This window comes from Arthrobacter sp. 05L421, assembly GCF_056397785.1.
Map to the genome: position 1 here is coordinate 261,635 of NZ_JBFTOC010000001.1, position 23,830 is coordinate 285,464.

The window sequence follows — 23,830 nt, forward strand, 5'->3', positions numbered from 1 at the left end:
TATTGCCCACGGCGCACTGGCGGCGCCGGCAGGCTAGACCCGCTGGCGCAGTGCCGTTCGCAGCGTCACGGCCGCCAGCGTCAGCGCGGCCGCGGCACACACCGTGACGAACCCGGCGACGGCGGCCTGCAGCCCGACCATCCCGGCCGCGAGCCCCAGCCCGATCACCGGGATGGCGCTGCCCAGGTACGTGATGACATAGACCGTGCTGATGATCTGGGCGTGCCGGGCGGGCTCCACCTTGCCGGCGACGTCGTTGAAGACGGTCCGGAAGGCCACACCTTGCCCCACGCCTGCAGTGATGCTGGCCAAGATCAGCAGCCACGGGCTGCTCCAGGCGGCGGCCGCGGCGATGAGCAACACGGAAACGCCGAGGACTGCCAATCCGGCGGACACGGCAAACCGGCCCCGGATGGCCAGCAGTTGGCTCAGGGCCGAGGAGCCCAGCGTCAGCCCGGCCAGCAGGCCGATCAACGGCCGCGAATCGGCGTGGACAATCTGGGCGAAATAGCCGGGCGCGAGCGAGAGGCAGAAGCCAAAGACCGTGAAGCTCAGGAAGCCCACGGAGGAGGCCAGCCAGAAGGCGCCGCGCGCGTCACTCGAAACCGACGGCCGCCGCGGCGCCAGGACACGCAGCGGCTGGGGACCGGCATGCAGGCTGATGGCGGGCCGCGCCTTGAGCAGGTAGAGGGGCACCAGCACGGCAGCGAGGACGAAGGAGTGCAGGTAGTAAGGCGTCGACGTCGAGCCCGGCAACAGTGACAGCATTCCGCCGATGGCAGGGCCGGCGGCGACGCCACCGGCCGAGGCCAGGAGCGTGAACCGGGAGGCCCACTCCGGCCGGCTGGGCAGGAGTTCGCGCAGGGCGGCTGAGCTGGCGCCGGTGGCGAGGGCTACGGCGATGCCCTGCAGCGCGCGCCCGGCGCAGAGCGCCGCGAGGCTGTCCGCAGTGGCGAAGACCAAGCCTCCGGCCAGGCCCACCAGGACCGCGAGAACGAGGGCGGCGCGGCGTCCGATGTGGTCGGACCAGTGACCGGCCAGGACCAGGGTGGCCACGAGCGCCAGGACGTAAGCCGAGAACGCCACCGTAACGTCGAGCGCCGTAATCCCCAGTTTTGCCTGCAGCAACGGGTACAGCGGCGTCGCCAGGTTCGCGCCGACGAGCAGCGTAAAGATCACGACGCCTGCCATTACGAGCCGTGCGGTGGTGGAAGCGTCCCAGCCCCAGCGGTCAGCTGTGGCCGGGCGCATGCGGAGTTCGCTGAAGACAGTCATGGCTGTGCCCTTGCAAAATGCAGGGCCGGGCTTTCCCTGTTGTGGGGGAAGCGCCCGGCCCGGTCGAAAGATTGGTCCCTAAAGAATGCAATACCAATGATCTTCATGGCTAAATTCTGTGCCAAAATTGAGCAAAACAGTCATTCTCGGACTGTTGAAGTGAACCGGAGTGATGATTTGAACAGTCTGGACCCTACGGACCTCAAGATCCTGCTGGAATTGATCCGGGATCCCCGGATCCAGATCGGCGACCTCAGTGATTCCCTGGGCATCGCCCGGAACACCGCCCAGTCGCGCGTGCGGCGCATGCTGCGCTCGGGCGTACTGCACGACGGCGGCCGCGAAATCGATCTGGAGGCGGTGGGCTACGACGTCGTCGCCTTCGTGACGATTGAGGTCAACCACCGGGAGCTCGACGGCGTCGTCGGGGCCCTGCGGCTGATCGCCCAAGTCCTGGAAGTCCATGAGATCTCCGGGCGCGGCGACGTCTGGTGCCGGGTGGTGGCGACGGACACGCACAACCTCCAGGCGGCCCTCCGGTCCATCCTTCGGATCAAGGGAGTCATCCGCACCGAGACCGTACTGGCGCTGCACACCCATATCCCCTACCGAACCGAACCTCTGATCAGCCGGCTCGTCCAAGGCAACGAGCTGGCTCCCGGCCGGTCCGCGTCGCGGCGGGCCGGTTCCGCCGAACTCCAGGTGAACAAAGGATAATGTCCCGGTGACTATCATCGACAACGCCGTCTACGTTGACGGCATCCGCAGCGCCGAGCCGACGAACCTCGAGCAGACTTTCGAGACCCTGACCGAGCGCGGCGGCATGGCCTGGATCGGTCTCTACCGGCCCACGCCGGACGAAATGGCGGCCGTGGCCGCGGAATTCGACCTGCACGGGCTGGCGGTGGAGGACGCCATCTCCGCCCATCAGCGCCCCAAGCTGGAACGCTACGACGACAACCTGTTCACTGTGCTCCGGCCTGCCCGGTACTTGGACGAGACCGAGACCGTGGAGTTCGGCGAACTGCACATCTTCACGGGCCGGAACTTCGTGGTCACCGTCCGGCACGCCGAGACGAAAGTCGTGGGCCAGGTCCGGCACCGGATGGAGAGCCGGCCCGACCTGCTGCGCCACGGCCCCGAGGCCGTCCTGTATGCACTCATGGACCAGGTGGTGGACGACTACGGTCCTGTGGTGGCCGGGCTGGAAAACGACATCGACGAGATCGAGGACCAGCTCTTCAGCGGCGATCCCCTGGTGTCCCGGCGGATCTACGAACTCGCCAGGGAAGTCATCCATTTCCAGCGCGCCATCCACCCGCTCCCGGCAATGATGCACCAGCTCCGGCGGGGCTTTGAGAAGTACCGGGTGGACACGGAACTGCAGCACAGCCTGCGCGACGTCGAGGACCACGTGGAGCGGCTGATTTCCCGCGCCGACTCGTTCCGTGACCTGCTGCAGAACGCGCTCACCCTGGACGGAACCCTGACAGCCAACCGCCAGAACGAGGCCAGCGCGGAACAAAACGAGCAGGTCAAGAAGATCTCCTCGTGGGCCGCGATCTTCTTCGCGCCGACATTTGTGGCCGGACTCTACGGCATGAACTTCGACAACATGCCGGAGTTGCACTGGACGCTGGGCTACCCGATGGCAATCGTGCTCATGGCCGGCACTGCGGCGCTGATGTACGCCATCTTCAAGAAAAAGGGCTGGCTTTAGCCGGAAGCGCGGCGCTCCCGGACCTGGGCCAGGAGCCGCCGGAACGCCAGGATAAAGACGACCTCGACCAGCACCATGAGCCCGAATAGCAGCCACTTCCCGCTACCAATGAAAACGACGGCCCCAATAAGGACCAGAATGCTTCCAAGCGCCAGGGAGTAGACGGCAAATCCGAGGGCAACCCGGGCGCTGCGGACGCCCGTGCGGAAACCGAAGCCCTGCGGTTCCCCTCCGGGGTAGCCGGCGACACGGTCCGGGCCGGCAGGCTTGAGCTGGTCGAACTCCTCCCACGGGTCGCGGTCGTGCTCCTGGTTGGTCATGTTTCCATTATCTCGCTGCCCGGATCGCCGCGCCCGGGTCTATCGTCCCGCCCGGTCCTCCCGACGTTCCTTCAGGCCGCCAGTACGTCGACCTCGCCGGGTTCCGCGCCGTCGCTGCCGAAGACCAGCTTGCGGGTGGCGATTTTCTCGGTGAAGAAGCGATCGTGGCTGACCACGACTACCGCCCCGGGGAAGTGGAGCAGCGCCCGCTCCATCACCTGGGTGCTGGACATGTCCAGGTGGTTGGTGGGCTCGTCCAGGAGCAGCACCGAAGCGCCGGACAGCAGGCACTGGGCCATGGCGACGCGGGCTTTCTGGCCGCCGGAGAGGTTTCCGATCTTCTGTTTGAGGTCGGCCTCGGAGAACTGGAACATCGCGAGGAACCTGTTGACGGACTTCTTCGTGGCGCTGAAGGCGAGGCTGTCCGGCAGTGCGTTGACGGCGTGCGAAACGGTGTCGGCGTCGTCGAGTTCTTCCAGCATTTTGTTGTACGAAACGAAACCGGGCCCCTTGGCCCAGACCACCTCACCGGAATCGGTCGGTTCCTCCCCGGTCAGCACTTTCAGCAGCGTGGACTTGCCACTGCCGTTGGAGCCCAGGACCACAATCCTGTTGCCACGGCGGATCTCAAAGCTGAGGTCCTCGAACAACACTTTCTCGCCATAGGACTTGCCCAGTCCTTCGACCCGGCAGAGGACATCCTTCACGTGCAGCCCGCCGTAGATCTCCGTGACGATCTGGTCCACGGGCCGGGGCGTGCGCGCTTTCTTGATCTTGGCCAGCTGGTTCCCCAACCCGCGGCTGGCGGCCTTGGCGGCCTCGCGGCGGTCGGCGATGCCCTCCGCTTCAAAGGCGAGGAGCTCGGACTCATGGACGAACTGCGCCTCGAGCGTTTTGAGCCGGAACTGCTTCTGCACAACGTACTCGGCGAAGTTTCCCGGGTATTCGTGCAGATGGAAATTCTCCACCTCGATAATCCGGGTAACCACCGCATCGAGGAACTTCCGGTCGTGCGAGACGATGATCGCCGCGCCGCGGTAGTCGCGGAACCAGTTTTCGAGCCATTCGACGCCGGCTACGTCGAGGTAGTTGGTGGGCTCGTCCAGGAGCAGTACGTCCGGACCCTCCAACAGGATCTTGGCCAGGGCAGCGCGGTTGCGCCACCCGCCGGAGAGTTCGTCAATCGCGCACGTGCGGTGAGCTTCGCTGAACCCCAGCGTGGTCAGGACGGTGGCGATGCGCCGCGTGTAGTCCCATCCGTCGAGACGGTCCATGTCCTCGAACAGCTCGGCCTGGCGCCCGATCAGCCGGTCCAGCTCTGCTTCTGCGGGGTCTGCCGCGATGGCGGCGTCGATGGCTGCCAGCTCGGCCTCGGCGGCCTTGATCTGGACGAACAGTCCGTCAAGGACCTCAAGGATGGTCGCCTCGCCGTCCAGCTCGGAAAACTGGGAGAAGTACCCAACCTTGGTTCCCTGCTCCACGGTGACTGTTCCGGTGTCCGGGGAGACCTGGTCCAGGATGAGCTTGAGGATGGAGGTCTTCCCCGAGCCGTTCTTGCCGATCAGCCCCACCCGGTCCCCGGGTTCGAGGCGGAAGAACGCCTCACGAAGGATCTGTGTGTTGTCGAAGCGGACGCCGACGTCGTGCAGTCGGATCAGACTCATTGCTGCGCGAGACGGTTGCGGACGATTTCGCTGACGGCCTTGCCGTCAAAGCGTCCGGCCACCGTAGCGGTGACGGGCTTCATCACTGCACCCATTTGGCGCATGGACAACTCGATGCCGTCGGCCTTGAGCGCCGCAATGGCCTCGTCCACGATCGTCTCGACTTCGGCCGCGGTGAGTGGCTTGGGCAGGTAGGCCTCGATCACCTCGGCTTCGGCGATTTCGGCGGCGGCACGCTCTGCTTCGCCGGCTTCGGTGTAGATGCGGGCAGTGTCGCGGCGCTTGGCGGCTTCCTTCTGCAGGAGGGCAGTCACCTGTGCGTCGTCCAGCACGATTGGCGTCTTGCCCAATTTTTCCCGGGTTTCGATCTCGCCGAGGACGTTGCGCACAGTGGTGAGGGCAACCTTGTTGCGGTCCTTCATGTGGCTCACGACGTCGGCGTGCAGGCGTTCTTTCAGGGTGGTCATAATTCTCCTCGTGTTACTGACTAGGCTAGCGGCAGAACCCGTTGACCCCGATCGCCGAGATTATCCACTGCGCGTCCTCGTCCGGGACGGCCGGGCCCAGGCTTAGGCTGATCGCATGCCGCCAACGCCTGCCCCGACCCCCGTTCCGGTTGAAGTCTTCCTCCACTCAAGTCCGGCCGAGTGGTGGCAGATCGTTGCCGCGCTTGCCCCTGTCGCGGTGCTCGTAGCGGCAGCTGTGGGAGCGTTCATGGCCTGGCAGACACTGCGCCAGAAGGCCATCGCCGATGACCGCGCCGAGTGGTGGAAACGGACACAATGGGCGCTGGACAGTGCCCTGGACGAGGACGAGGACACCAGAGCCCTAGGGCTGGCAGCGCTGGAGGTGCTCGCCAGCAGTGAGTTGGCCCGGAACGAGGAACTCGAACTCCTGGACATCGCGTGGAAATCCGTGAACGGGTTCGAGGAACGTCTCGCTCCCCAGCACATCCCCGTGAAGGCTCCCAGCCCTGCGACCGCCTCGCAGCACCGGGTTCAGGTCGCGGCCGCCAGGCTGCGCGTCACACTCGACCGGCGCCTGGGCCGGCCGACACCGGTCCAGACAAAGACCCTTGCCAAGGAAGAGCTCTAGCGGGTCCGTCCTCGAGTGGGAGCCCCAGGATGATGGCCGCGCAGACGCACTCGGGGCCGCACGTTGGGCAGAGGTAACCGGCCAGTTTCTGGTCGTCCGCCCAGTAGCTGGGGATCGTGGCCAGTTGCGCAAAGCCGGCCCGCTCCAACATCCCCAGGGACGAGTGCTGCGGATCGGCCGAGACCCACGACGCGGAGACGACGTAGCGGCAACCGCCAGCCTCAAGAAAGTCCAGGCAGGCCGCCAGCATGATCGTGCCCAGGCCCATCCCCCGGGCTGCAGGGCCGACAACAATGGACTTTATTTCGCCGACCCGCCGCCCGCCCAAGCCCGCGCCGGCGGTGGCCGGGCGCAGGCGGACTCGCAGCGCCGGGTGGGACGTCTGGTCCAGGATGCGGGCGGTTGTTGCGCCAAGGAGCTCGCCGTCCCGGCTGCGGGCCCGGATGAGGACTCCCCGTCCCTCAACCGTGAGTTCCGCCAGGGCCGATGGGCGGACGAAACCAGAGCCGAGGGATTCGTTGAGGAGCGCTGCGGCTTCGGCGGCCACGGCGGGCCCCGGCGCGCCGACGTGCAGACTGACGTTCGATGCCGTCCGTGTCCTGGTCTCTGCGGCTGTCATGTTGCTCCTGATTTCAAAGCTTCCAGGTCCGCCAGGTCCTGGTCCGTGGGTTCGGTCTGGTCGATGATGAGTGCCTGCCTCATGGGCCCCAGTTCGGCCCGCGTGATGACGTACGTTGCTGCGTTCACAGTCAGGGTTCCATTGAGCCCGGGCGCTTCCCGGCTCTTCAGCGGCACCACCCATGAGTCTTGGTCGCCGGTGACCGGCCAGCCGGCGTCCAGCTGCCAATCATCGTCCTCCCGGCCCAGAAATGTCGAATGACGGGGCAGCACCAGGGACCACGGCGGTTGGGGTGGCGGGTTCGTCATGGCCAGGCAGGCCTCGGCCGACCCGTTGGCCTGGACGATTCGCGATCCGTGCGGGGTCATCTGGAAGGCGGGGCCTCCGTCAATCCTGATGTCCCAGTAGCCGGCCCCGAAGTAGCGGAATGTGCCCCGCTCCCCCGACTGGCCCGGAGACGCCGAAAATTCGGTAGCGAAACGGCCGGCAAGAAAGCCCGGGTCTGCGCCGACCATGAGATTGATGAGCTGGCTGTGGTTCGGGATCATCGTCACTCTCCCCCAAGAGTACGGAAGCTGCTGGCAATGGCCGCGGCTTTGCCCGCAAACCTAGCACGTGAAATCGACCCCGGGCGGCTTCCTGGAGAATATCTTGATGCCGTATTCGGTCCGGGGCTGACACATGAATCTCAGCAGTGTATGGAAGGGGGGACCGGCGGGCGGCGCCGGCCGATGGCATCAGCCTTGAAAAGGGTGGAGCTAAGGAGATTCGAACTCCTGACCTCTTCGATGCGAACGAAGCGCTCTACCAACTGAGCTATAGCCCCGAAGCAACGCCGGTCCTGAGGGAACGGCGTTGCCGGTGTCCCTAGGCTACAAACTATCGGCGCTGTTTTCCAGCCAGCCGCGGAATGTCTCGTTGCCGTGTCGCGCCTCCGGCACCAGATTCAGCCCCTCGCGCAGATAGCGGCCCATCGCGCCGGGCAGCGGCAGGCGCACCAGTTGGCCCTTGACGCCCGTGGCCCGCTGCCACTCCCGGGCAAAGTCGGCCATGTCCTTCGACTCCGGGCCGCCGAGGTTCAACACCCGGTGCCGCGGTCCCGAAACCGGAACCGGTGCCGGTTCCAGGGCGGTTTCCAGGAGCACCGCTGCCGCGTCCGCCGGTGACACCGGCTGGAAGCGCGCGCCTCGCACCACGGGGATGACTCGCACCTTGGAGCCGGCACCGAACATCATCGCCAGCAATGAGTGAAACTGGGTGGCACGGACCACCACTGTCTCCAGTCCGGACAGCTCATAGACAAGTTCTTTGGCGGCCTTCGACCGGTAGAAAGCGGACTTGCTGCGGTCGCAATTCACGATGGACAGCATGACGGCCCTGGCCGCACCCGCATCCTGGGCGGCGGCCAGAAGACGGGCGCCGCCGTCGGCGAAGTTCTTGCGCGCCTTCCCGGAGCGTCCCTCCAGGCAATCGATCACGACGTCGGCGCCCGCCAGGGCGGCTGCGACGCCTTCGCCCGTCGTCACGTCAGCGCGGAAGTATTCCGCGCCCCCGATGTTGGCGGAGGTGCCGGCCGGCGGCGGGTTACGGTTGAGGACGGCCACCGAGTGCCCGGCCCCCAGCGCCCGGCGCACCACTTCACGGCCAACTTGGCCGGTTCCGCCGGCGACACAGATCCTTGTCATGACCAGAGGCTACCGCAACGAAGCCCGCCAGCGATGCTGCGGGGAAAGAAAAACCCCGGGCAGCCGTTTCTGGCTGCCCGGGGCGAAATCTACGGAGGAACAGACCGGATCAGGCGCGCCGCCGCTGGAGGACATCGTCCAGGTTGCTCAGGGCGCTCTGGGCCTTGCTGAGTTGCTTTGACTCGGAATCGTCGGCGGCCTGCGGATCCGACGCGGCCGGCCGCGCGGAGGCCTGCTTGAGGGACGGCTTCCCGACGGCCTTGGGCGCTTCAGGGAGGTCCAGGGGCATGGGGGCTGCTCGTTCGGCCTTGGCCGCTTCGACGTAGGTGGGCTTGGGAACCTCGACGGGCTCCCAGCTGGAGCCCTCCGTAGCGCCCGCCGTTTCGGCAGCCACAGCCGCCGAGGTATCCCCCGAGGCTGCCGCTTCGGCGAGGGCGGCCTGGCGGAGCTCCAGGGCGGTCAGCGGCTTCGGCGCCGGCTCGGGCGTGACCCGGCCCGCTTCCGCGTCAAAGAGCGGGCTTTCCGCCCGGGCACCGGGACGGACGGCAGGAAGGGAGGGGTCCTGCTCGGGCACGGAGGTCGGGGCAGTGGCACGTTCCGGGCCGCCCATGGCGGCACGGAACGCGGCGTTCATTTTCCGCCGGCGGTCGCGGACAGCGAGGCGGCGGAGCAGCGCCACGGCGGCGACGGCGCCCAGCAGGGCAATCGCCGGGAGCCAGCCCGAACCGATCCCGAAGAGTCGAAGGGCAGCGGATATCATTCCCGTGAGGAGGGACAGAAGCCCGGCTACCGCCAGCATCAGCCGTCCCCAACGAATCCGGAACGCCGGGGAAGTAGCTGCAGAGATCGGAGTCCCCCCAGAGGTCGCCGCGGTGCTGGCACCAGCACCTGGGGTGCCGCCGGCCGGTTTTGCGCGCTGGGCGCTGCTCATGGGTTTCTCGTGCTGCGCTGCCATTTTCATAACCTTCCCCGCATGCGGCTCTGCTGGTTCCATGTCTATGGCGTCCGCCAGAAAGTCGCCTGCAGGCTGCAACTGGTGACGCCCGTTCCGGAGAACGTAAGGCGCCACCCACACGATCCAGAGCGCAACTGCAATGACAAGGATCACAGAGCTGCTAAGAGGGAAGTCCACACTCAAAACCGTATGAGGTATATGGGGTACTGCCCCGCATTGTCAGAGGTGTGTCGCGCGCGGGGCGGCCATTGGCACGCGTCGGGGCGTCGTGGCTGGTCAGGCGGCCATCACAGGTTCAGCCCTGGTGGGTCCTCAGCCACCGTGCGAGGAGGCCTTCCGGCACTTCCTCAGCTGTGAGCGCGAAGGTACGGTGGTCCGCCCATTCGCCGTTGATGTGCAAGTACCTGGGCCGGAATCCCTCGTCACGAAAGCCGAGTTTCTCCACCACCCGCAGGCTGGGCGCGTTCTCCGGCCTGATGTTGATCTCCATGCGGTGCAGGCCAAGGGTGCCAAAGCAATAATCCGTTGCCATGGCCACGGCGGTCGGGGCAATCCCCCGGCCGGCCCGCTCCTTGTCGACCCAATAGCCCAGGGTCGCCATCATGGCCGATCCCCACACGATGGAGGAGACCGTCAGCTGCCCCACGATCACGGGGGCCTGGTGGCCGGGCGTCCATTCAGCGATCACGAAGGGCAGGGCAGTGGCCTGTGCGGCCTGGGCCTTGAGCGAGCGCACCATCTGCCGGTAGTCGGGCAGGCCGCCGCCGGGGGCGGGGTTTGACGCCTCCCAGGGGGCCAGCCATTCGCAGTTACGGGACCGGAGTGCAGTCCACTCCTTGCGGTCCCGGTACCGGATCGGGCGCAACACGATGTCGCCACTCTCCAGAGTCGCCGGCCAGGTAAAGCTGCCCCCCACGGGAATTACTTTGTGAGGCTGGGGGCCAGGCTGGAGGCGAAGCCGGGCAGCCATTCGCGCAGACCCGGACCGAGGTCCTCACTGTCGCAGGCGAGCTGGACGCAGGCCTTGAGGTAGCTGAGCTTGTCGCCGGTGTCGTAGCGGCGGCCGCGGAACACAACGCCGTACACGCCGTAGCCCTCGCCGGTGCCGGCGGATAGTTCCTGCAGCGCGTCCGTCAGCTGGATTTCTCCGCCACGGCCGGGCGCGGTCCGTTCTAGGACTTCAAAGACGGCCGGGTGCAGCACATAGCGGCCAATCACGGCGAGGTTGGACGGGGCGTCCTCGACGTCGGGCTTCTCCACCAACTGATTGATGCGGACGTAGTCCTCACCGCCGATCGCCTCGACGTCGGCGCAGCCATAGGCGCTGATCTGGGACGGATCCACCTCGATCAAAGCGACCACTGACCCGCCCGTCTTGGCCTGGACCTCGATCATGGTGCTGAGCAGCTCATCGCGGGCGTCGATGAGGTCATCGCCCAGGAGGACGGCGAACGGCTCCTGCCCGACGTGCTGCTTGGCCCGGAGGACGGCGTGGCCGAGGCCCATGGGATCGCCCTGGCGGACGTAGTGGATGTCACCGAGGTTGCTGGCGGCCTGGATGGACTCAAGCTTCGCAGTGTCGCCCTTCGCCTCGAGGGTGGCCTCCAGCGCCGGAACGCGGTCGAAGTGGTCCTCCAACGCCCGCTTGTTGCGGCCAGTGATCATCAGGATGTCGTTCAGGCCGACATTCACGGCCTCCTCAACGACGTACTGGATGGCCGGTTTGTCAACGACAGGCAGCATTTCCTTGGGCATGGCCTTCGTCGCCGGAAGAAACCTGGTACCAAGGCCCGCGGCGGGGATGACGGCCTTACGGACGGAAGCGTTGGGTGTATTCACTCGACTAATCTAACGGAGGGACCAATCATTGCGTAATTATCATACGAACCGCCCGGCCGCCCTCCCCGGCGGGTCGCGGCCGCACGAGGCAAGAGGACGGGCCAGTATGGCGTCAAAAGAGGAAATACGCTCCAGCCACAGGGCGGTGCGTTCCGCACTGCCGCTGGCCGCACAAGATGCCGCCGCGGCCGGCATCGCACGCCATGGGCTCCAGTGGGCCTCCGGACTGGCCCGCGGCCGCCAGGGCATATTTGCGGCGTACCTCGGCGTGGGCGCCGAACCTCCCACACTGCCGCTGCTGACTGCCCTGACCGATGCCGGGCACCGGGTGCTGCTGCCGGTTTGCGAACCCGAAATCGAGCTCAGCTGGGTGTACTGGACTCCAAAGTCCGGTTTTGTCCGCAGCCGGTACGCGCCCATCCAGGAGCCCGTCGGGCAGCGCCACGGCACCGAGGTAATGCGCGACGCCACCGCAATCATCATCCCGGCCACCGCCGTGGATTTCTCGGGCAACCGGATCGGACAAGGCGGCGGCTACTACGACAAGTTCCTTGCCGCCCTGGCCACCCTGTCCCCAGCGTCCGGCGACGCGTCCGAGGCAGCGGCGCTGCCGACTGCCGCCGTCGTCTATGACACGGAGGTGCTGCCGGCGGGCAGCATTCCCGCCGAGTCGTTCGACCGGAAGGTCGAAGCGGCCCTGACCCCGGGCGGGATCATCCGGCTCGGCTGATGCCGCCCGGGCAGATATGGGGTCGTGCCAAGGTGATAGAATTAGCACTCAGGCCCTGCGACTGCTAAGGGCGGAACCGGTCGATAGGCATATCGGCAGTGATTCCGGTCCGGCAGCACGGGACCTGCTCGTTTGCCCCAGAGTGAGGATTTCCATTGCCCACGTATGCATACGCCTGCAAGGACTGCAGCCACGCCTTCGAGATCGTGCAGTCGTTCAGCGACAACTCCCTGACGTCCTGCCCCGAGTGCCAGGGCACGCTGCGCAAGAAGTTCAACAGCGTCGGCGTAGTGTTCAAGGGCTCCGGCTTCTACCGGACCGATTCACGCGCCGCCAAGGGCAGCACCGTTTCCCCGGCTCCTGCAGCTCCGGCGGCCACCCCCGCGCCTGCACCCGCCGCCGCGGGCTAGCAGGGAATCTGCCGGTTTCGGGCTGCCCCTTCGACGCCGGCCCGCCAGTACCCGGCCCGCCAGTACCCGGCCCGCCAGGTGGGCCGCGGCCGGCTGAGTCAGCGTAATCCTTGGGCCTGCTGGCCGTTGTCCACATAGGCGGTTCAGTGGCTCCCGCCGATGCGTGCGGCTCCGTAGCGTGGCGGCATGGCTCCTGCACTCACCGCGGTTTCCCCGTCTTCGTTGTGGACGTCGTACCCGCCTTTGTCCTGGGTTTCGTCCCTACCCGCCCGCCCAATGCCTGTGGAGGGCTCCGGCCGCTGGGCCCGCGCGGTGTTCCGCCCCGCCAACTTTCATGCCGCCACCATGTCCGCCGCTGGCCGGCCGTTCCGGGGCCGGAACCCGCGCACGGATCCCCCCGGTCAGCGGCCGCCCCGCGGCCGCCCCGCGCAGCACCGTTTGCGCGCCCGGTTGAAGCGGAACCGGCGGCTTATCGCGGCCCTCCTGTTCTGCATCCCCGCGGGCCTGACGGTTCAGCAGCTCACCCCCGCGCCCGCTGACACCGTCATTGCTTTCGCCGCAGCGGCAGACCTTCCCGCCGGGAAGACCCTGGTGCCCGGCGATGTCAGCAGCGTCAGCGTGCCGCCGGGCCTCGTGCCTGCCGGCAACCCCGGCACCGAGGCCGCGTTCGAGGGAAAACAGCTGGCCGCACCGCTGCGCCGGGGCCAGCTTCTCACCGACGCCCAGATCCTGGGCCCGGGCCTGCTCGCGGGAAGCCCGCCCGGCTCTGCGGCCGTGCCGCTCAGGATGGCGGATCCGGCCTCCGTCCAGCTGGTCTCCCCCGGGCAGCTCGTGAACGTGGTGCTCACCGGCGGCAACGGCCTTGACCGAGCCGGCGAAAGCCAAATCCTGGCCGAAGCCGTTCCGGTGCTCTGGACGTCAGTGCCGGGCGGTAAGTCAGGGCCGTGGCCCGCCACCGCGGAGACTGACGGGCTGGTGGTAGTAGCAGCGGCGGCCGACCAGGCCCGAAGACTGGCGGGGGCATCAACCCAAGGCAAGCTGTTCTTCGTACTTGTTGCGGCCGCGCCGGGCTAGCGCCCGGGCAGTCGTCCGCCGGCCTGAAGCCCGGGCAGTCCGCGCCGCCGGTCGCGGCCTGCAACGCTACCCGCGGGCTCGGCGGTGCCCGCTACCAACGTCAACCCCAGTGCGGTGGCTTCTGCTCTTGGAGCCACGCGTCATGATCGTAATTGTCAGGTTGGTCGCCCCAGCGCCGGGGGTCGTCTTCCGCCGCCTTGTTCGGCAGCACGCCTTCGGGGACGGCGGCCTGTGCCTCCGAACGGCGGGAAGCCTCCGTGGCTGCTTCCTGGTCCGGCCCGTCTCCCGCCAACTCGCCGGCCTTCGGCTCAGCGGTCCTGGGCTCAGCGCCGCCGGTCGCGTCGCCCTCGCCAGGGCCGGTGTTGCTGGTGTTGTTGGTTTTGCCTTGGATGTCGCCGTCCGCACTCATGTCGCCGGCCTCCTTAATGCCTGTATTGCCTGTCATTCCTGGTGCTGGCTCCTGCCGGCGCGATTCCTGGCCCGCAGCTTCGGAGCCCCGGACTACCCGTCCCGCGGGTTCGGCCGCCACGTGGTATTCCGCGGCCCGCGCCTGGTCAATCGCCAGGTGCTCGATGTCGTCGTCAAAGAACCCGTGCGGTGTCCGGAGCCGGCTGGGAATGGGAGGCTTCTCCAACCCGAGGTAACCGCCAATCCGATCGGCGCAGGCCGAGGGGTCGGTGAAGACCTCTATGGTCCACAGTGGCATGTAGCGCCAGCCAAGCCGTTCCAGGAGCTGGGGCCGGAGTCGGCTCCGTTCCCGGACGCTCATCCGCCGGTACTGGCCGGTGCCATCCGACTCGATCGCCACCGGACGGGGAATCTCCGCATCATCCTGGCCGATCGTCGTCATGGGATCGGCCGCCGCCACCATGTTCAGGACGCCGTCGTATTGGTGCCACACCCGTGCCCCGCGTGCGCGCAGCCGGTCGCCCAGGTCGGCTACCAGCGGATCGGCGCCGAGCGCCTCCTCGCTGGCCGCGGCCCGGGAGGCGGGGCTGCCTAGATCAGTATTGCCAGCGATCTCACGGTCCAGCAGTTCGTAGAAGTCCACGGCGCCGTGGCTGAGGCGGCTGACATCGAGGTCTTCGGGGCGGAAGCAACTGAGCACGTGCAGGGACCGGCGGGCACGGGTCATGGCCAGTGCGAATTTGGCGCGGCCCCCCTCAGTGGAGAGCGGCCCGAGGCTGTGGAGGGTGCGCCCATGCGGGGTGCGGCCGTAGCCCGGGGAAAAGATGACGTGGTCACGGACCAGGCCCTGGGCCCGTTCCAGATCCACCACGCGGAAGGACTCGTCCCCCGCTGTGAAGAAGCTGCCGAGCATGGGGTAGTTGGGCAGCTGTGCCCTGATGGCCTCGCCAATCCGGGCGGCGTGGCGAAGGCTGCCGGTCACCACGGCCAGCGAGGTCCGGGGCCGGAGTCGGGCGTGTTCGAAGACGAGTTCCACCGCGCGGTTGACCTCGGCAACAACCGATTCAACGCCGTCGTGGTCGGCGCTGGGCAGCCCCGTGCCGTCGGGGAGATACTCCACGCTGAGGGTACGGTCCAGGCCCGTGGCGGATTGTCCTTCAGGAAGCCTGGTAAGTTCCCCGCCGTAATAACTCTTGCTGAGCTGGCGGACCAGATCTTCATCGACCGCACGGTAGACAGTCCGCAGGTTCCTGACCGGAAGCACGGCGGACAGCGCCCGGTACGAGCTCTCAACGCTTTGGTAGGAGCTCTCCCCCGCCGCGAGCCGTTCGACGCCCACCGTAAAGGTCCGGGGGCTGGCGATCTGTTCGTCGCCGAAGGCGATGACCTGCCGGGAGCGGGCGATGGCCGGGAGGACTGCCTGCAGCGAGGTCGTCTCCGCGTCCAGGATCACTACGGCGTCGAAGGTCTGCTCGATCGGCAGGAGGCCCGTCAGGAGGTAGGGGCTTACAGACCATACCGGCACGAGGGTGGGCAGCAGTTCCTGCGCCTGGCCGCTCAGGGCTGCCAGGGTCACCCGGCCGTCCTTGAGCAGGCTGCGCAACAACTCGGCCTGGCGGGGGTACGCCGCGATTGCCGTACGCCAGCGTTCGGACAGGTTCCATCGCAGCCGGGCAGCGCCGCTGGCGATGTGGGCGTTGTCGGCGAGCCGGTATTCGGCCTCAAGCTGGCGCAGGGCGTCGCCGTCTGACATGGCGAGATAGTCATCGCCGCTGATCATGGCTTCCAGGGCCGACTGCCACCAGGCCAGCTCCAGCTCGGCGGTCACCGATCGCTCCGGAACCTCGCGCTCGGCAAGGTCAGCGAGGAGCTCGCCGAGGCCGTGCTCACGCATGCTCTCGACAAGAAGGGTGCGCTCCGGCAGGGTTTCCAGTGTCGCGGTGTCGGCGACGAGCCGCCGCACCCGGGGCAGAAGTTCGTCGTACGGCGCGCGGTCCAGGTCGCCGCCGGCGGGGGTGTGCTTGACCGCCTGGCCGAGTTCGGCCAGTTCCGCAGCGAGTTCCCGGTACAGGCCCGAGATTTCGGCCAGCCCCGACGGCACCGCCGGGTGCCGCTGCGTGGTGGCGTACCCGGACCAGGCGGCGCGCTGCTCCTGCACGAGGATCAGGGAACTGTGCAGGTCCGCGATGTGCACACCGGGCCGGACGTACTCCTTGGCCACCCGGCGCAGGCGTGAGCGCTGCATGGACGGCATCTCGATCCCGCGTTCCCTGCGCCAACTGGAGGACGCCGTGGCGGAGATCAAATCATGGACGGGCCGGTCAAAGATGTCGGGAGTGAACTTGTCCAGGCTCTCGCGGACGGCCACGAGCAGTTCGATCTGTTCGCCCCATTCGGCGAAGGTCCCGCCGAGCCGGATCTCTGCGTGTTCCGAAACGGCGTCCATGCGGCCGCGGAGCAAGGGCAGTTTCTCTGCCACGGACTGGGCGACGTTCTGCGCTTCCTGCGTCTCCTTGCGCGTGAGCAGGCGCGCGCCGTGCCAGGGACTGGTGGTCGACGCGCGGCTGAAGCTGCCGAGCTCGGCAGCGCGGCGGAGCCGGCCGGCGAGCTCCTCGCGGTCGCGGATGTTGTCCAGCACGCTGCGCTTGAGCCGGACCGTCGTCGCCGGCGCCGGCTGGATGGAAGTCAGCTCTGCCAGCGACTGCATGGCCTCGTACGGCGAACAGCCCCAGCGCGCCCGGACGTTGTGCAGGGAGGCGACATGCTCCATCAGGGCGTGGCGGTGCCCGGTCAGTGTGGCGTGCAAGTTGCTCAGCTGCGGCTGGAGCGACTTCTCGTTGCGGACGATCGCCCGGACCAGCTGGCCCTTGAGCTGCAGCGGGTTGGCGTTGCCGGTCAGCTGTAGGAGCACGGAATCCAGGCCAAGACCATCGAGCTGTGCGGAGATCTCGGCGAGGCTGGCCCGCCTGTCCCCCACCACCAGGACGGATTTGCCCTCGTCCACGAGGGCGCCGAGGGTGTTAATGACCGTCTGGGTCTGGCCGGTGCCGGGAGGGCTGCTGACCACCAGCGAGTCGCCGGCGCGGACGGCGTCGATGACATACTGCTGGTCCGTGTCGGCGTCGAGCAGCAAGAGCTCCTCGGCGGGGTCCCGCTCATCCGTGCTGGGGAAGCGGCCGGGCACCAGCACGGGCACATCGACCCGTTCGCCGGAACCGGACCGTGCCAGCGCGGTGACAATGGGGTTGTTCTGGTTGATCCACGGATCATCGAGGTTGCCGGAGAGATCGGAAAAGGTGGAGACGAGCAGATTGTGCTCGATCTCCGCGCCGTGGATCGGCTGGACCAGGGTGCCCAGGCGGTCCAGAACGGGCTGGGGATCATAACGGGCCGTGCTGTACGCCATCCGCGTGACCGCGTTGACGTCAAAGACGATCCCGTGAACTGATTTGAGGTGCCGGACCAGCGCCGGGTTTATCTGCGCCTGTTCGGTGAGTTGCAGTTCGTAGTCGTCCTCACCGGGGCGCACCGTGAGGGAAATGGCGGTGAGCATGACCGGGGCAGAGATCCGTTGCGGCTTGCCCCCCACAGCGGAGGTCCAGACGACGGTGCCGGCCGAGAAATAGCCCGCGTCGATGCCGCGGTCATTGGCGAGTTCGAAGATCTTGGAGCGCAGGTTGCGCGATGCCCTGGCCGCGACGACGTACTGCTGGCGGTCGCGGATCAGGGTGGAGAGCCGGGTTCGCCGGCCTGCCATCAGCTGGGCGAGCCCTGACGGATGGGCATGGGTGAGGTCGATCGAGCCTTCGGGCGTCTTGGTGAAGCGCAGCATGGTATCTGCTCCGGTGACGGGCTTGAGCCCCGACAGCCATTTCCTGAACTCCTCGGAGCCCTCGGGGTGGCCTTGACCAACTGACACTGCTGCCTTCTTTTCTGTGCTCGACTTCTCTGTGCCGGACCGTGGCGGGCTCGACTCTGGCGCGTTCGGCGTATGAACGCTCGTCTGTGTTGCGTTCGCGCTTTCCCTGGCCGCGTTTTGTGTGCTCGCGGTTGTCTGGCTCGCGCGGGACGCCTTGGACCATACCGGCATGCTTTCGAGGGTAGCCCGAATCCCCCGCACGTGAGGCGCCGCAACACTGGGCGGCGCGAAATTCGGCTTGAATTGTCAGGAACAAAAATGAAAAGGCCGGCCTCGAAAGGCCGGCCATTCACATTGCTATTCCCACTCGATGGTTCCCGGCGGCTTGCTGGTCACATCCAGCACCACGCGGTTGACGCCGTCCACCTCGTTGGTGATCCGGTTGGAAATCCGGGCCAGGAGATCGTAGGGCAGCCGCGACCAGTCGGCGGTCATGGCGTCCTCGGAGGACACGGGGCGCAGGACAATCGGGTGTCCGTAGGTGCGGCCGTCGCCTTGGACGCCGACGCTGCGGACGTCCGCCAGCAGCACCACGGGCATCTGCCACACTTCGTCATCCAGTCCGGCGGCGGTCAGTTCGGCGCGGGCGATCGCGTCGGCCTTGCGGAGCAAGTCCAGGCGTTCCTGGGTGACATCGCCGACGATCCGGATGCCGAGGCCCGGGCCGGGGAAGGGCTGGCGTCCGACGATTTCCTGCGGCAGGCCAAGCTGGGCACCGACCGCGCGGACCTCGTCCTTGAACAGGGCGCGCAGCGGCTCAACGAGTTCAAACTGCAGGTCCTCGGGGAGCCCGCCCACGTTGTGGTGGCTCTTGATGTTGGCCGCACCTTCGCCGCCGCCGGATTCGACGACGTCGGGGTACAGGGTGCCCTGGACGAGGAACTTGATCTTGTCGCCGTGCGCCGCTGCCTCGGCGATGATCGCCAGTTCGGCTTCCTCGAAGGCGCGGATGAATTCGCGGCCGATGATCTTGCGCTTGGTCTCGGGATCGCTGACGCCGGCGAGGGCGCTCAGGAAGCGCTCCTGCTCGTTGGCCACGTAGAGCTTGACGCCGGTGGCGGCCACGAAGTCGCGTTCGACTTGTTCGGCTTCACCCTCGCGCAGCAGCCCGTGGTCCACGAAGACGCAGGTCAGCTGGTCGCCGACTGCGCGCTGGACCAGGGCGGCGGCCACTGCCGAGTCGACGCCGCCGGACAGGCCGCAGATGACCCGGGAGTCGCCGATCTGGTCGCGGATGCGCTGGACCTGTTCTTCCAGAATGTTGCCGGTGGTCCAGTTCGGTTCCAGCCCGGCGCCCTTGAAGAGGAAGTTTTCCAGGACCTGCTGGCCGTAGGCCGAGTGCTTGACCTCGGGGTGCCACTGGACGCCGTAGAGGCGCTTGTCCTCATTGGCGAACGCGGCGACGTCGGCGCCGGCCGTCGTCGCGAGGACCTCAAAGCCCTCGGGGGCCTCATGGACGGAGTCGCCGTGGCTCATCCAGGTGCTCTGGTGCTGGGGCATGCCGGCCAGGATGGACCGGCCCTCGCCCAGGGTGGTGGTCTCGGTGGCGCCGTATTCACGGAGCCCCGTCTGGGCCACCTTGCCGCCCAGGGCGTTGGCCATAGCCTGGAAGCCGTAGCAGATGCCGAAGACCGGGACACCGGCCTCGAAGAGGTCGGCGCCGACGCGGGGGGCGCCGTCGGCGTAGACGCTCGAGGGGCCGCCCGAAAGGATGATCGCGGAGGGGTTCTTGGCCAGCAGCTGCTCGGTGCTGTACGTATGCGGAACCACTTCCGAATACACATTCGCTTCCCGGACGCGGCGGGCAATCAGCTGCGCGTACTGGGCACCGTAGTCAACAACCAGTACGGGCCTGTGGGACGTCTGGGGTGCAGAGGGAGTAGTCACCCCACTAGCCTACTTTGCACCGCTGCCCGCCCGCACATTGAGAAGCCGGCGCGGGCCCCGAATCACGGGCGGAGGTAAGCGAACTCACACGTCCGACGGCGGCTACCGGCGTCGTGGCCCCTCCAGAACCGCCGGGGTTCAGAATCACAGGCGGTCAGTACCGCCGGCGTTCAGTACCGGGCCTAGTACCGCTGCGGTGCCTGCGGGTTCGCCGCGAGTTCGGCCTCGACCTCTGCGTGGAATTTCTTCTCGACGAAGAAGGACAGGAACGGCACGACGCCGCCCAGGGCCATCACCACCAGCTTGGTGAACGGCCAGCGCATGAGCGACCACAGCCGGAAGTTGGAAATCAGGTAAACAACGTACATCCAGCCGTGCACGATTAGGACCGTGATGGAGAGGTTGACGCCCCCGATCACCCCGGCAGGCTCGGCGTCGGCGAATCCGAGGCCGAACGGCTGGCCGGTGATGGCGTTGGTGCCGCCGGCGAAGAGGTACTGCCCGAAGCCGTACCGGGCGATCAGTTCGGCGCAGAGCAGCAGCAGCATGGTGCCGGTCAGGTAGGCGAGCACCTTGTAGAACTTCAGGGCGGACCGGATTTGGGCCTCGGTGCCGCCAAAGCGGCGCTTCTTGCCGGCCTTCCCCGTGCCGTTGGTTGTCTGCGGCTGGATGGCGGGCTGGGGCTCGATCATGATTGCACTCTCGGGTTTGTGGGGTGGGGGGCTGTGGGATGCGGGTCGGTGGCCTGTTCGGCGTTATGGGGTTCGGCCGTGGGCTGCTGGGCTGGATCGGGTTCTGCTGGATGAGGTTCGGCCGGGTGGGGTCCGGCGTGGGGCTCGTCCCCGCCCAGTTCCTCGTCGAGCTCGTCTTCGAGGTCCCGGCGGTAGTCGTCCTTGACCAGCCGCCACCAGATGAACAACGCGAAGCCGGCAAAGACCACCCATTCCACGGAATAGAAGAGGTTCAGCCAGTTGAGCTGCTGCGCGGGCGGCTGCGGGCCGATCCGGAGCGGCTTGACGTCGCCGCCGGCAGCGGAGGGCCCGACGTCGGTGCCGCCGGACAGTTCGGTGCTCGCGGCGACGAAGCCCGGGTAGCTGCTGACGTTCCAGTCATTGATGAGCTCGGCGACCGAGACGGCGGTGGCACGGCCGGGCCCGGGATCGGTGTTCGGCAGCGGGGACTCGGAGGGCAATAGCCGTCCTGTCAGTTCGATGGTGCCCGACGGCGGCGCCACCGCGTCGGCGGGATCCGCCACCCAGCCGCGCGCGACCGGAATCCAGGTCTGCGGCGTTGCCCCGCCGCCCAACAGCGCCGGGGCATTCTTGACCGCGAAGGCGGAGACGATCCAGTAGCCCTTCGCCCCGTCGTTGAGCCGGCCCGGGACCAGGACCTGCTTCTGGGGGTCGTAGGTGCCGGTGGCGGAGACCATCTGATCAGCCACCGAGCCGGGGAAGAATCCGCCCGGCTGCAGGACCGCGGTGAGCTGGCGCGTCTCCTCCGTGGTGGTGGAGACCGGGGCTTCCGCCTGCGTCGAACGGCCAAACTGCCACTGGCTGAGCAGCACAAAGACCCCGGAAATGGCGATCGCGAACACGAGTCCTGCGATCCAGCGGGGTTTGAGGGCAGTTTTCAGCACCCCTTAACCGTACTTCGTCCCTGTGTAGAACAGCGAAACGGGCCTCCTGATGGGCCTACCTGGAGTGGGGCAGCCGGGTCCCTGCGTGGCGACGGAGTCGACACGAAAGGGCCTGCCCCTAGAGTGGGGCAGCCGGGTCCCTGCGTGGCGACGGAGTCGCCTGCCCCAATCTTTAGTGGTCGAAGAACACCAGGCTGGAGTTGATGAGTTCGGCGATAACTTCGGCGTCGTAGGCGCGGCGGAGCGACTCGCGGAAGGACTCCTTCGACAGCGAGCGTGCCAGTGTCGCGAGCACTTCGAGGTGATCGGAGAAGGAGCTTGCCGGGGTGGCGATGAGCAGAATCACTGTGGCCGGCCCGTCCGCTGCGCCGAAGTCGAGCGCCCTGCCGTACTTGGTGATGCCGACCGCGATGGAGGTCTGGGAGACCAGCTCGCTCCGGGCGTGCGGCAGGCCAACACCCCCGGGCAGGCCGGTGGCGAGCTGGTGCTCCCTGGCGTTGACCTGTTTGAGGAAACCCTCCAGATCGGAAATTCGTCCGGCCGCGTGCATGCGTTCTGCGAGCTGGGATGTGGCGTCGAGCTTGTCCGAGGCATCCATTTCGAGGATCACCATGTCGGGTGTGGTGAGCTCGGCGTCGTACCGGTCCAGTGGTTCCGCCAAGAGATGTCCCTTCGAAGTGGCGCCAGTGCACGCCGGCCGGCAGTCCAATGACTAGCGTTGTAATCTGCACTGCCGGCCGGCGCTGCGTCTCAGCGCAGGGGCACGATGTCCTCCACGCCTAGCCGTGCGGCGTCGGCGGATTCGTCGTCCGGCTGCTGCTGGCTCAGGCGCTCGGCATCAACCCGGGCCAGATAGTGCTTGATCTCGCCCTCACGCTGCGCATCACTCCAGCCGAGAACGTCTCCGATCAGTTTAGCGACTACCGGGGCGGCGGACACACCGCGGTCCCACGCCTCGATCGAAATCCGCGTGCGGCGGGTCAGGACGTCCTGGACATGGCGGGCGCCCTCGTGCGTGGCCGCGTAAACGGCTTCGGCGGCCAGGTAGTCGTCCGCGCCCGGCAGCGGCTCGGCGAGTTCCGGGTTGCCGGCGATGAGGGCCAGCACCTCAGGCGTCATGGCACCGTAACGGTTGAGCAGGTGTTCGATCCTGGCCACGTGGACGCCGGTCTCCTCGGCCATCCGGTTCCGCTGGTTCCACGCGGCCTTGAAACCGCTCGCCCCCAACAGCGGGACGGACTCCGTGCAGCTGGGCGGGACGCGCTCGTCCATGCTGCGCGTTGCCTCGTCGACCGCATCCTTGGCCATGACCCGGTAGGTGGTCCATTTACCGCCTGCCACCACCACGAGGCCCGGTACGGGGTGGGCCACCACGTGTTCCCGGGACAGCTTCGCGGTGGAATCGCTTTCCCCGGCAAGCAGTGGACGCAGTCCCGCGTAGACGCCCTCGACGTCCTCTCGGGTCAGCGGGCGCTTGAGGACCTTGTTGACGTGCTCCAGCAGGTAGTCGATGTCCTTGCTGGAGGCCGCGGGGTGGGCCTTATCGAGGTGCCAGTCGGTGTCCGTGGTTCCGATGATCCAGTGCCTGCCCCAAGGGATCACGAACAGGACGGACTTCTCGGTACGCAGGATCAGCCCCACCGTGGACTGGATCCGGTCGCGGGGCACCACGAGGTGGATGCCCTTGGAGGCCCGCACCTTGAGCTGCCCGCGGTCCGTCACCATCGCCTGGGTTTCGTCGGTCCAGACTCCGGTGGCGTTGATGACCTGCTTGGCCCGGATTTTGAAGCTGGAGCCGTCCTCGTGATTGACCACCTTGGCGCCGACCACGCGCTCGCCTTCGCGCACGAAGTCGACAACCGACATCTGGTTGACCGCATGGGCGCCGTAGTGCGCAGCGGTCCGCACGAGGTTGGCGACGTACTTGGCGTCGTCTACTTGCCCGTCGTAGTAGCGGATGGAGCCGACGAAGGCGTCGTCCTTGAGGCTGGGGGCGGCGCGCAGGGTTCCGCGCCGGGTCAGGTGTTTGTGGAAGGGGACGCCGCGGCTGTGCCCGCCGGTGATGGACATCGCGTCGTAGAGGGCGATTCCGGCGCCGATGTACGGCCGTTCCACGAACTTCTTGTGGAGCGGGTACAGGAACGGGACCGGCCGGGCCAGGTGCGGTGCCAGCACGGAGAGAATGAGACCGCGTTCGTGGAGCGCCTCTTTGACCAGCGCGAAGTCGAGCATTTCGAGGTACCGGAGGCCACCGTGGATGAGCTTCGAGGAACGAGACGAAGTCCCCGCGGCCCAGTCATTGGCCTCGACGATGCCGACGCTGAGCCCGCGGGTGACGGCGTCGAGGGCGGCGCCGGCGCCCACAATGCCTCCGCCCACGATCAGGATGTCGAGCTCTTTACCGGGGGCGGTGCTACCCCTGAGCACCGTGATTGAAGCCTCGCGTTCCGCAGGTCCAAGGGCACCTCCGGCCACGGCAGAACCGCCGGGAAAACTGTTCATGTCACGCCTCCATCCGGGTCAAACCTCGTTAGGGCACCAGACTACGTCCAAGTATCCCGGATGGGCAGGGTCAAACAACCGCCAGCGTGGGG

The 23,830-nt window shown here is 67.2% G+C and carries 22 protein-coding genes and 1 tRNA gene; 6 read left to right on the top strand and 17 right to left on the bottom strand.

What is annotated here, in order from left to right:
* Positions 1–33 precede the first annotated feature (33 nt).
* Positions 34–1,275 carry an MFS transporter gene (locus AC1DKQ_RS01145; protein ID WP_476917985.1) on the bottom strand — a complete coding sequence of 414 codons (1,242 nt, stop codon included), beginning with the start codon at positions 1,273–1,275 and terminating at the stop codon, positions 34–36.
* A 177-nt stretch (positions 1,276–1,452) separates the two neighbouring features.
* Here AC1DKQ_RS01145 and AC1DKQ_RS01150 point away from each other — a divergent pair, with 177 nt between their 5' ends.
* Both AC1DKQ_RS01150 and corA read left to right on the top strand, forming a co-directional pair.
* Complete coding sequence (locus AC1DKQ_RS01150) at positions 1,453–1,992, top strand: Lrp/AsnC family transcriptional regulator (protein ID WP_476917986.1); 540 nt, start codon at positions 1,453–1,455, stop codon at positions 1,990–1,992.
* A gap of 7 nt (positions 1,993–1,999) precedes the next feature.
* Positions 2,000–2,995, top strand: coding sequence for a magnesium/cobalt transporter CorA (gene corA / locus AC1DKQ_RS01155; RefSeq protein ID WP_476882717.1), 996 nt, complete (start codon positions 2,000–2,002; stop codon positions 2,993–2,995).
* Here the strand turns inward: corA and AC1DKQ_RS01160 are convergent.
* From AC1DKQ_RS01160 to AC1DKQ_RS01170, 3 genes are all read right to left on the bottom strand, one after another.
* On the bottom strand, positions 2,992–3,315 hold the full coding sequence (locus AC1DKQ_RS01160; protein WP_476882716.1) for a hypothetical protein: 324 nt from the start codon (positions 3,313–3,315) through the stop codon (positions 2,992–2,994). The two genes, corA and AC1DKQ_RS01160, sit on opposite strands and share 4 nt — an antisense overlap.
* Positions 3,316–3,386: 71 nt before the next feature.
* Positions 3,387–4,979 (bottom strand): ABC-F family ATP-binding cassette domain-containing protein, encoded by a 1,593-nt coding sequence (locus tag AC1DKQ_RS01165; RefSeq protein WP_476917987.1) that lies wholly within the window; start codon positions 4,977–4,979, stop codon positions 3,387–3,389.
* On the bottom strand, positions 4,976–5,446 hold the full coding sequence (locus AC1DKQ_RS01170; protein ID WP_476917988.1) for a GatB/YqeY domain-containing protein: 471 nt from the start codon (positions 5,444–5,446) through the stop codon (positions 4,976–4,978). Before AC1DKQ_RS01170 ends, AC1DKQ_RS01165 begins: the two co-directional genes overlap by 4 nt.
* A 115-nt stretch (positions 5,447–5,561) precedes the next feature.
* Between AC1DKQ_RS01170 and AC1DKQ_RS01175 the strand changes: the two genes are divergently transcribed.
* Positions 5,562–6,074, top strand: coding sequence for a hypothetical protein (locus AC1DKQ_RS01175; RefSeq protein WP_476882713.1), 513 nt, complete (start codon positions 5,562–5,564; stop codon positions 6,072–6,074).
* Here the strand turns inward: AC1DKQ_RS01175 and AC1DKQ_RS01180 are convergent.
* The 7 genes from AC1DKQ_RS01180 to galU form a co-directional block, all read right to left on the bottom strand.
* On the bottom strand, positions 6,004–6,693 hold the full coding sequence (locus tag AC1DKQ_RS01180; protein ID WP_476917989.1) for an N-acetyltransferase family protein: 690 nt from the start codon (positions 6,691–6,693) through the stop codon (positions 6,004–6,006). The two genes, AC1DKQ_RS01175 and AC1DKQ_RS01180, sit on opposite strands and share 71 nt — an antisense overlap.
* A complete protein-coding gene (locus AC1DKQ_RS01185; RefSeq protein ID WP_476917990.1) occupies positions 6,690–7,241 on the bottom strand; it encodes a hypothetical protein in 552 nt (183 codons plus the stop codon). The genes AC1DKQ_RS01180 and AC1DKQ_RS01185 overlap by 4 nt, the downstream gene beginning before the upstream one ends.
* A 205-nt stretch (positions 7,242–7,446) precedes the next feature.
* A tRNA-Ala gene (locus AC1DKQ_RS01190) sits at positions 7,447–7,519 on the bottom strand.
* 46 nt (positions 7,520–7,565) lie between these two features.
* Positions 7,566–8,378, bottom strand: coding sequence for an SDR family oxidoreductase (locus AC1DKQ_RS01195; RefSeq protein WP_476917991.1), 813 nt, complete (start codon positions 8,376–8,378; stop codon positions 7,566–7,568).
* A 109-nt stretch (positions 8,379–8,487) separates the two neighbouring features.
* Positions 8,488–9,486, bottom strand: a complete 999-nt coding sequence (locus tag AC1DKQ_RS01200; protein WP_476918173.1) for a hypothetical protein — start codon at positions 9,484–9,486, stop codon at positions 8,488–8,490.
* 142 nt (positions 9,487–9,628) lie between these two features.
* Positions 9,629–10,249 (bottom strand): GNAT family N-acetyltransferase, encoded by a 621-nt coding sequence (locus AC1DKQ_RS01205; RefSeq protein WP_476882709.1) that lies wholly within the window; start codon positions 10,247–10,249, stop codon positions 9,629–9,631.
* 5 nt (positions 10,250–10,254) lie between these two features.
* Positions 10,255–11,172 (bottom strand): UTP--glucose-1-phosphate uridylyltransferase GalU, encoded by a 918-nt coding sequence (galU, locus tag AC1DKQ_RS01210; RefSeq protein ID WP_476882708.1) that lies wholly within the window; start codon positions 11,170–11,172, stop codon positions 10,255–10,257.
* A gap of 106 nt (positions 11,173–11,278) precedes the next feature.
* On the opposite strand from galU, the gene AC1DKQ_RS01215 reads away from it, so the two are divergent.
* The 3 genes from AC1DKQ_RS01215 (at position 11,279) to AC1DKQ_RS01225 (ending at position 13,386) form a co-directional block, all read left to right on the top strand.
* Positions 11,279–11,902, top strand: a complete 624-nt coding sequence (locus AC1DKQ_RS01215; protein WP_476917992.1) for a 5-formyltetrahydrofolate cyclo-ligase — start codon at positions 11,279–11,281, stop codon at positions 11,900–11,902.
* 155 nt (positions 11,903–12,057) lie between these two features.
* Positions 12,058–12,312 carry an FmdB family zinc ribbon protein gene (locus AC1DKQ_RS01220; protein WP_476882706.1) on the top strand — a complete coding sequence of 85 codons (255 nt, stop codon included), beginning with the start codon at positions 12,058–12,060 and terminating at the stop codon, positions 12,310–12,312.
* 450 nt (positions 12,313–12,762) lie between these two features.
* Positions 12,763–13,386, top strand: coding sequence for an RcpC/CpaB family pilus assembly protein (locus AC1DKQ_RS01225; RefSeq protein ID WP_476882705.1), 624 nt, complete (start codon positions 12,763–12,765; stop codon positions 13,384–13,386).
* A gap of 100 nt (positions 13,387–13,486) precedes the next feature.
* Here the strand turns inward: AC1DKQ_RS01225 and AC1DKQ_RS01230 are convergent, their stop codons facing one another.
* The 6 genes from AC1DKQ_RS01230 to AC1DKQ_RS01255 form a co-directional block, all read right to left on the bottom strand.
* The gene (locus AC1DKQ_RS01230) at positions 13,487–17,713 is read right to left on the bottom strand and encodes an AAA family ATPase (protein WP_476917993.1); all 4,227 of its coding nucleotides are present in this window, start codon (positions 17,711–17,713) and stop codon (positions 13,487–13,489) included.
* A gap of 297 nt (positions 17,714–18,010) precedes the next feature.
* The gene (gene guaA / locus AC1DKQ_RS01235; RefSeq protein WP_476882703.1) at positions 18,011–19,600 is read right to left on the bottom strand and encodes a glutamine-hydrolyzing GMP synthase; all 1,590 of its coding nucleotides are present in this window, start codon (positions 19,598–19,600) and stop codon (positions 18,011–18,013) included.
* A 182-nt stretch (positions 19,601–19,782) separates the two neighbouring features.
* A complete protein-coding gene (locus AC1DKQ_RS01240) occupies positions 19,783–20,292 on the bottom strand; it encodes a DUF3817 domain-containing protein (RefSeq protein WP_476882702.1) in 510 nt (169 codons plus the stop codon).
* On the bottom strand, positions 20,289–21,236 hold the full coding sequence (locus tag AC1DKQ_RS01245) for an SURF1 family protein (protein ID WP_476882701.1): 948 nt from the start codon (positions 21,234–21,236) through the stop codon (positions 20,289–20,291). The genes AC1DKQ_RS01240 and AC1DKQ_RS01245 overlap by 4 nt, the downstream gene beginning before the upstream one ends.
* A gap of 172 nt (positions 21,237–21,408) precedes the next feature.
* Entirely contained in the window at positions 21,409–21,897 is a 489-nt protein-coding gene (locus AC1DKQ_RS01250; protein ID WP_476917994.1) for a PTS sugar transporter subunit IIA, read from the bottom strand.
* An 89-nt stretch (positions 21,898–21,986) separates the two neighbouring features.
* Complete coding sequence (locus AC1DKQ_RS01255) at positions 21,987–23,738, bottom strand: glycerol-3-phosphate dehydrogenase/oxidase (protein ID WP_476882699.1); 1,752 nt, start codon at positions 23,736–23,738, stop codon at positions 21,987–21,989.
* Positions 23,739–23,830 lie beyond the last annotated feature (92 nt).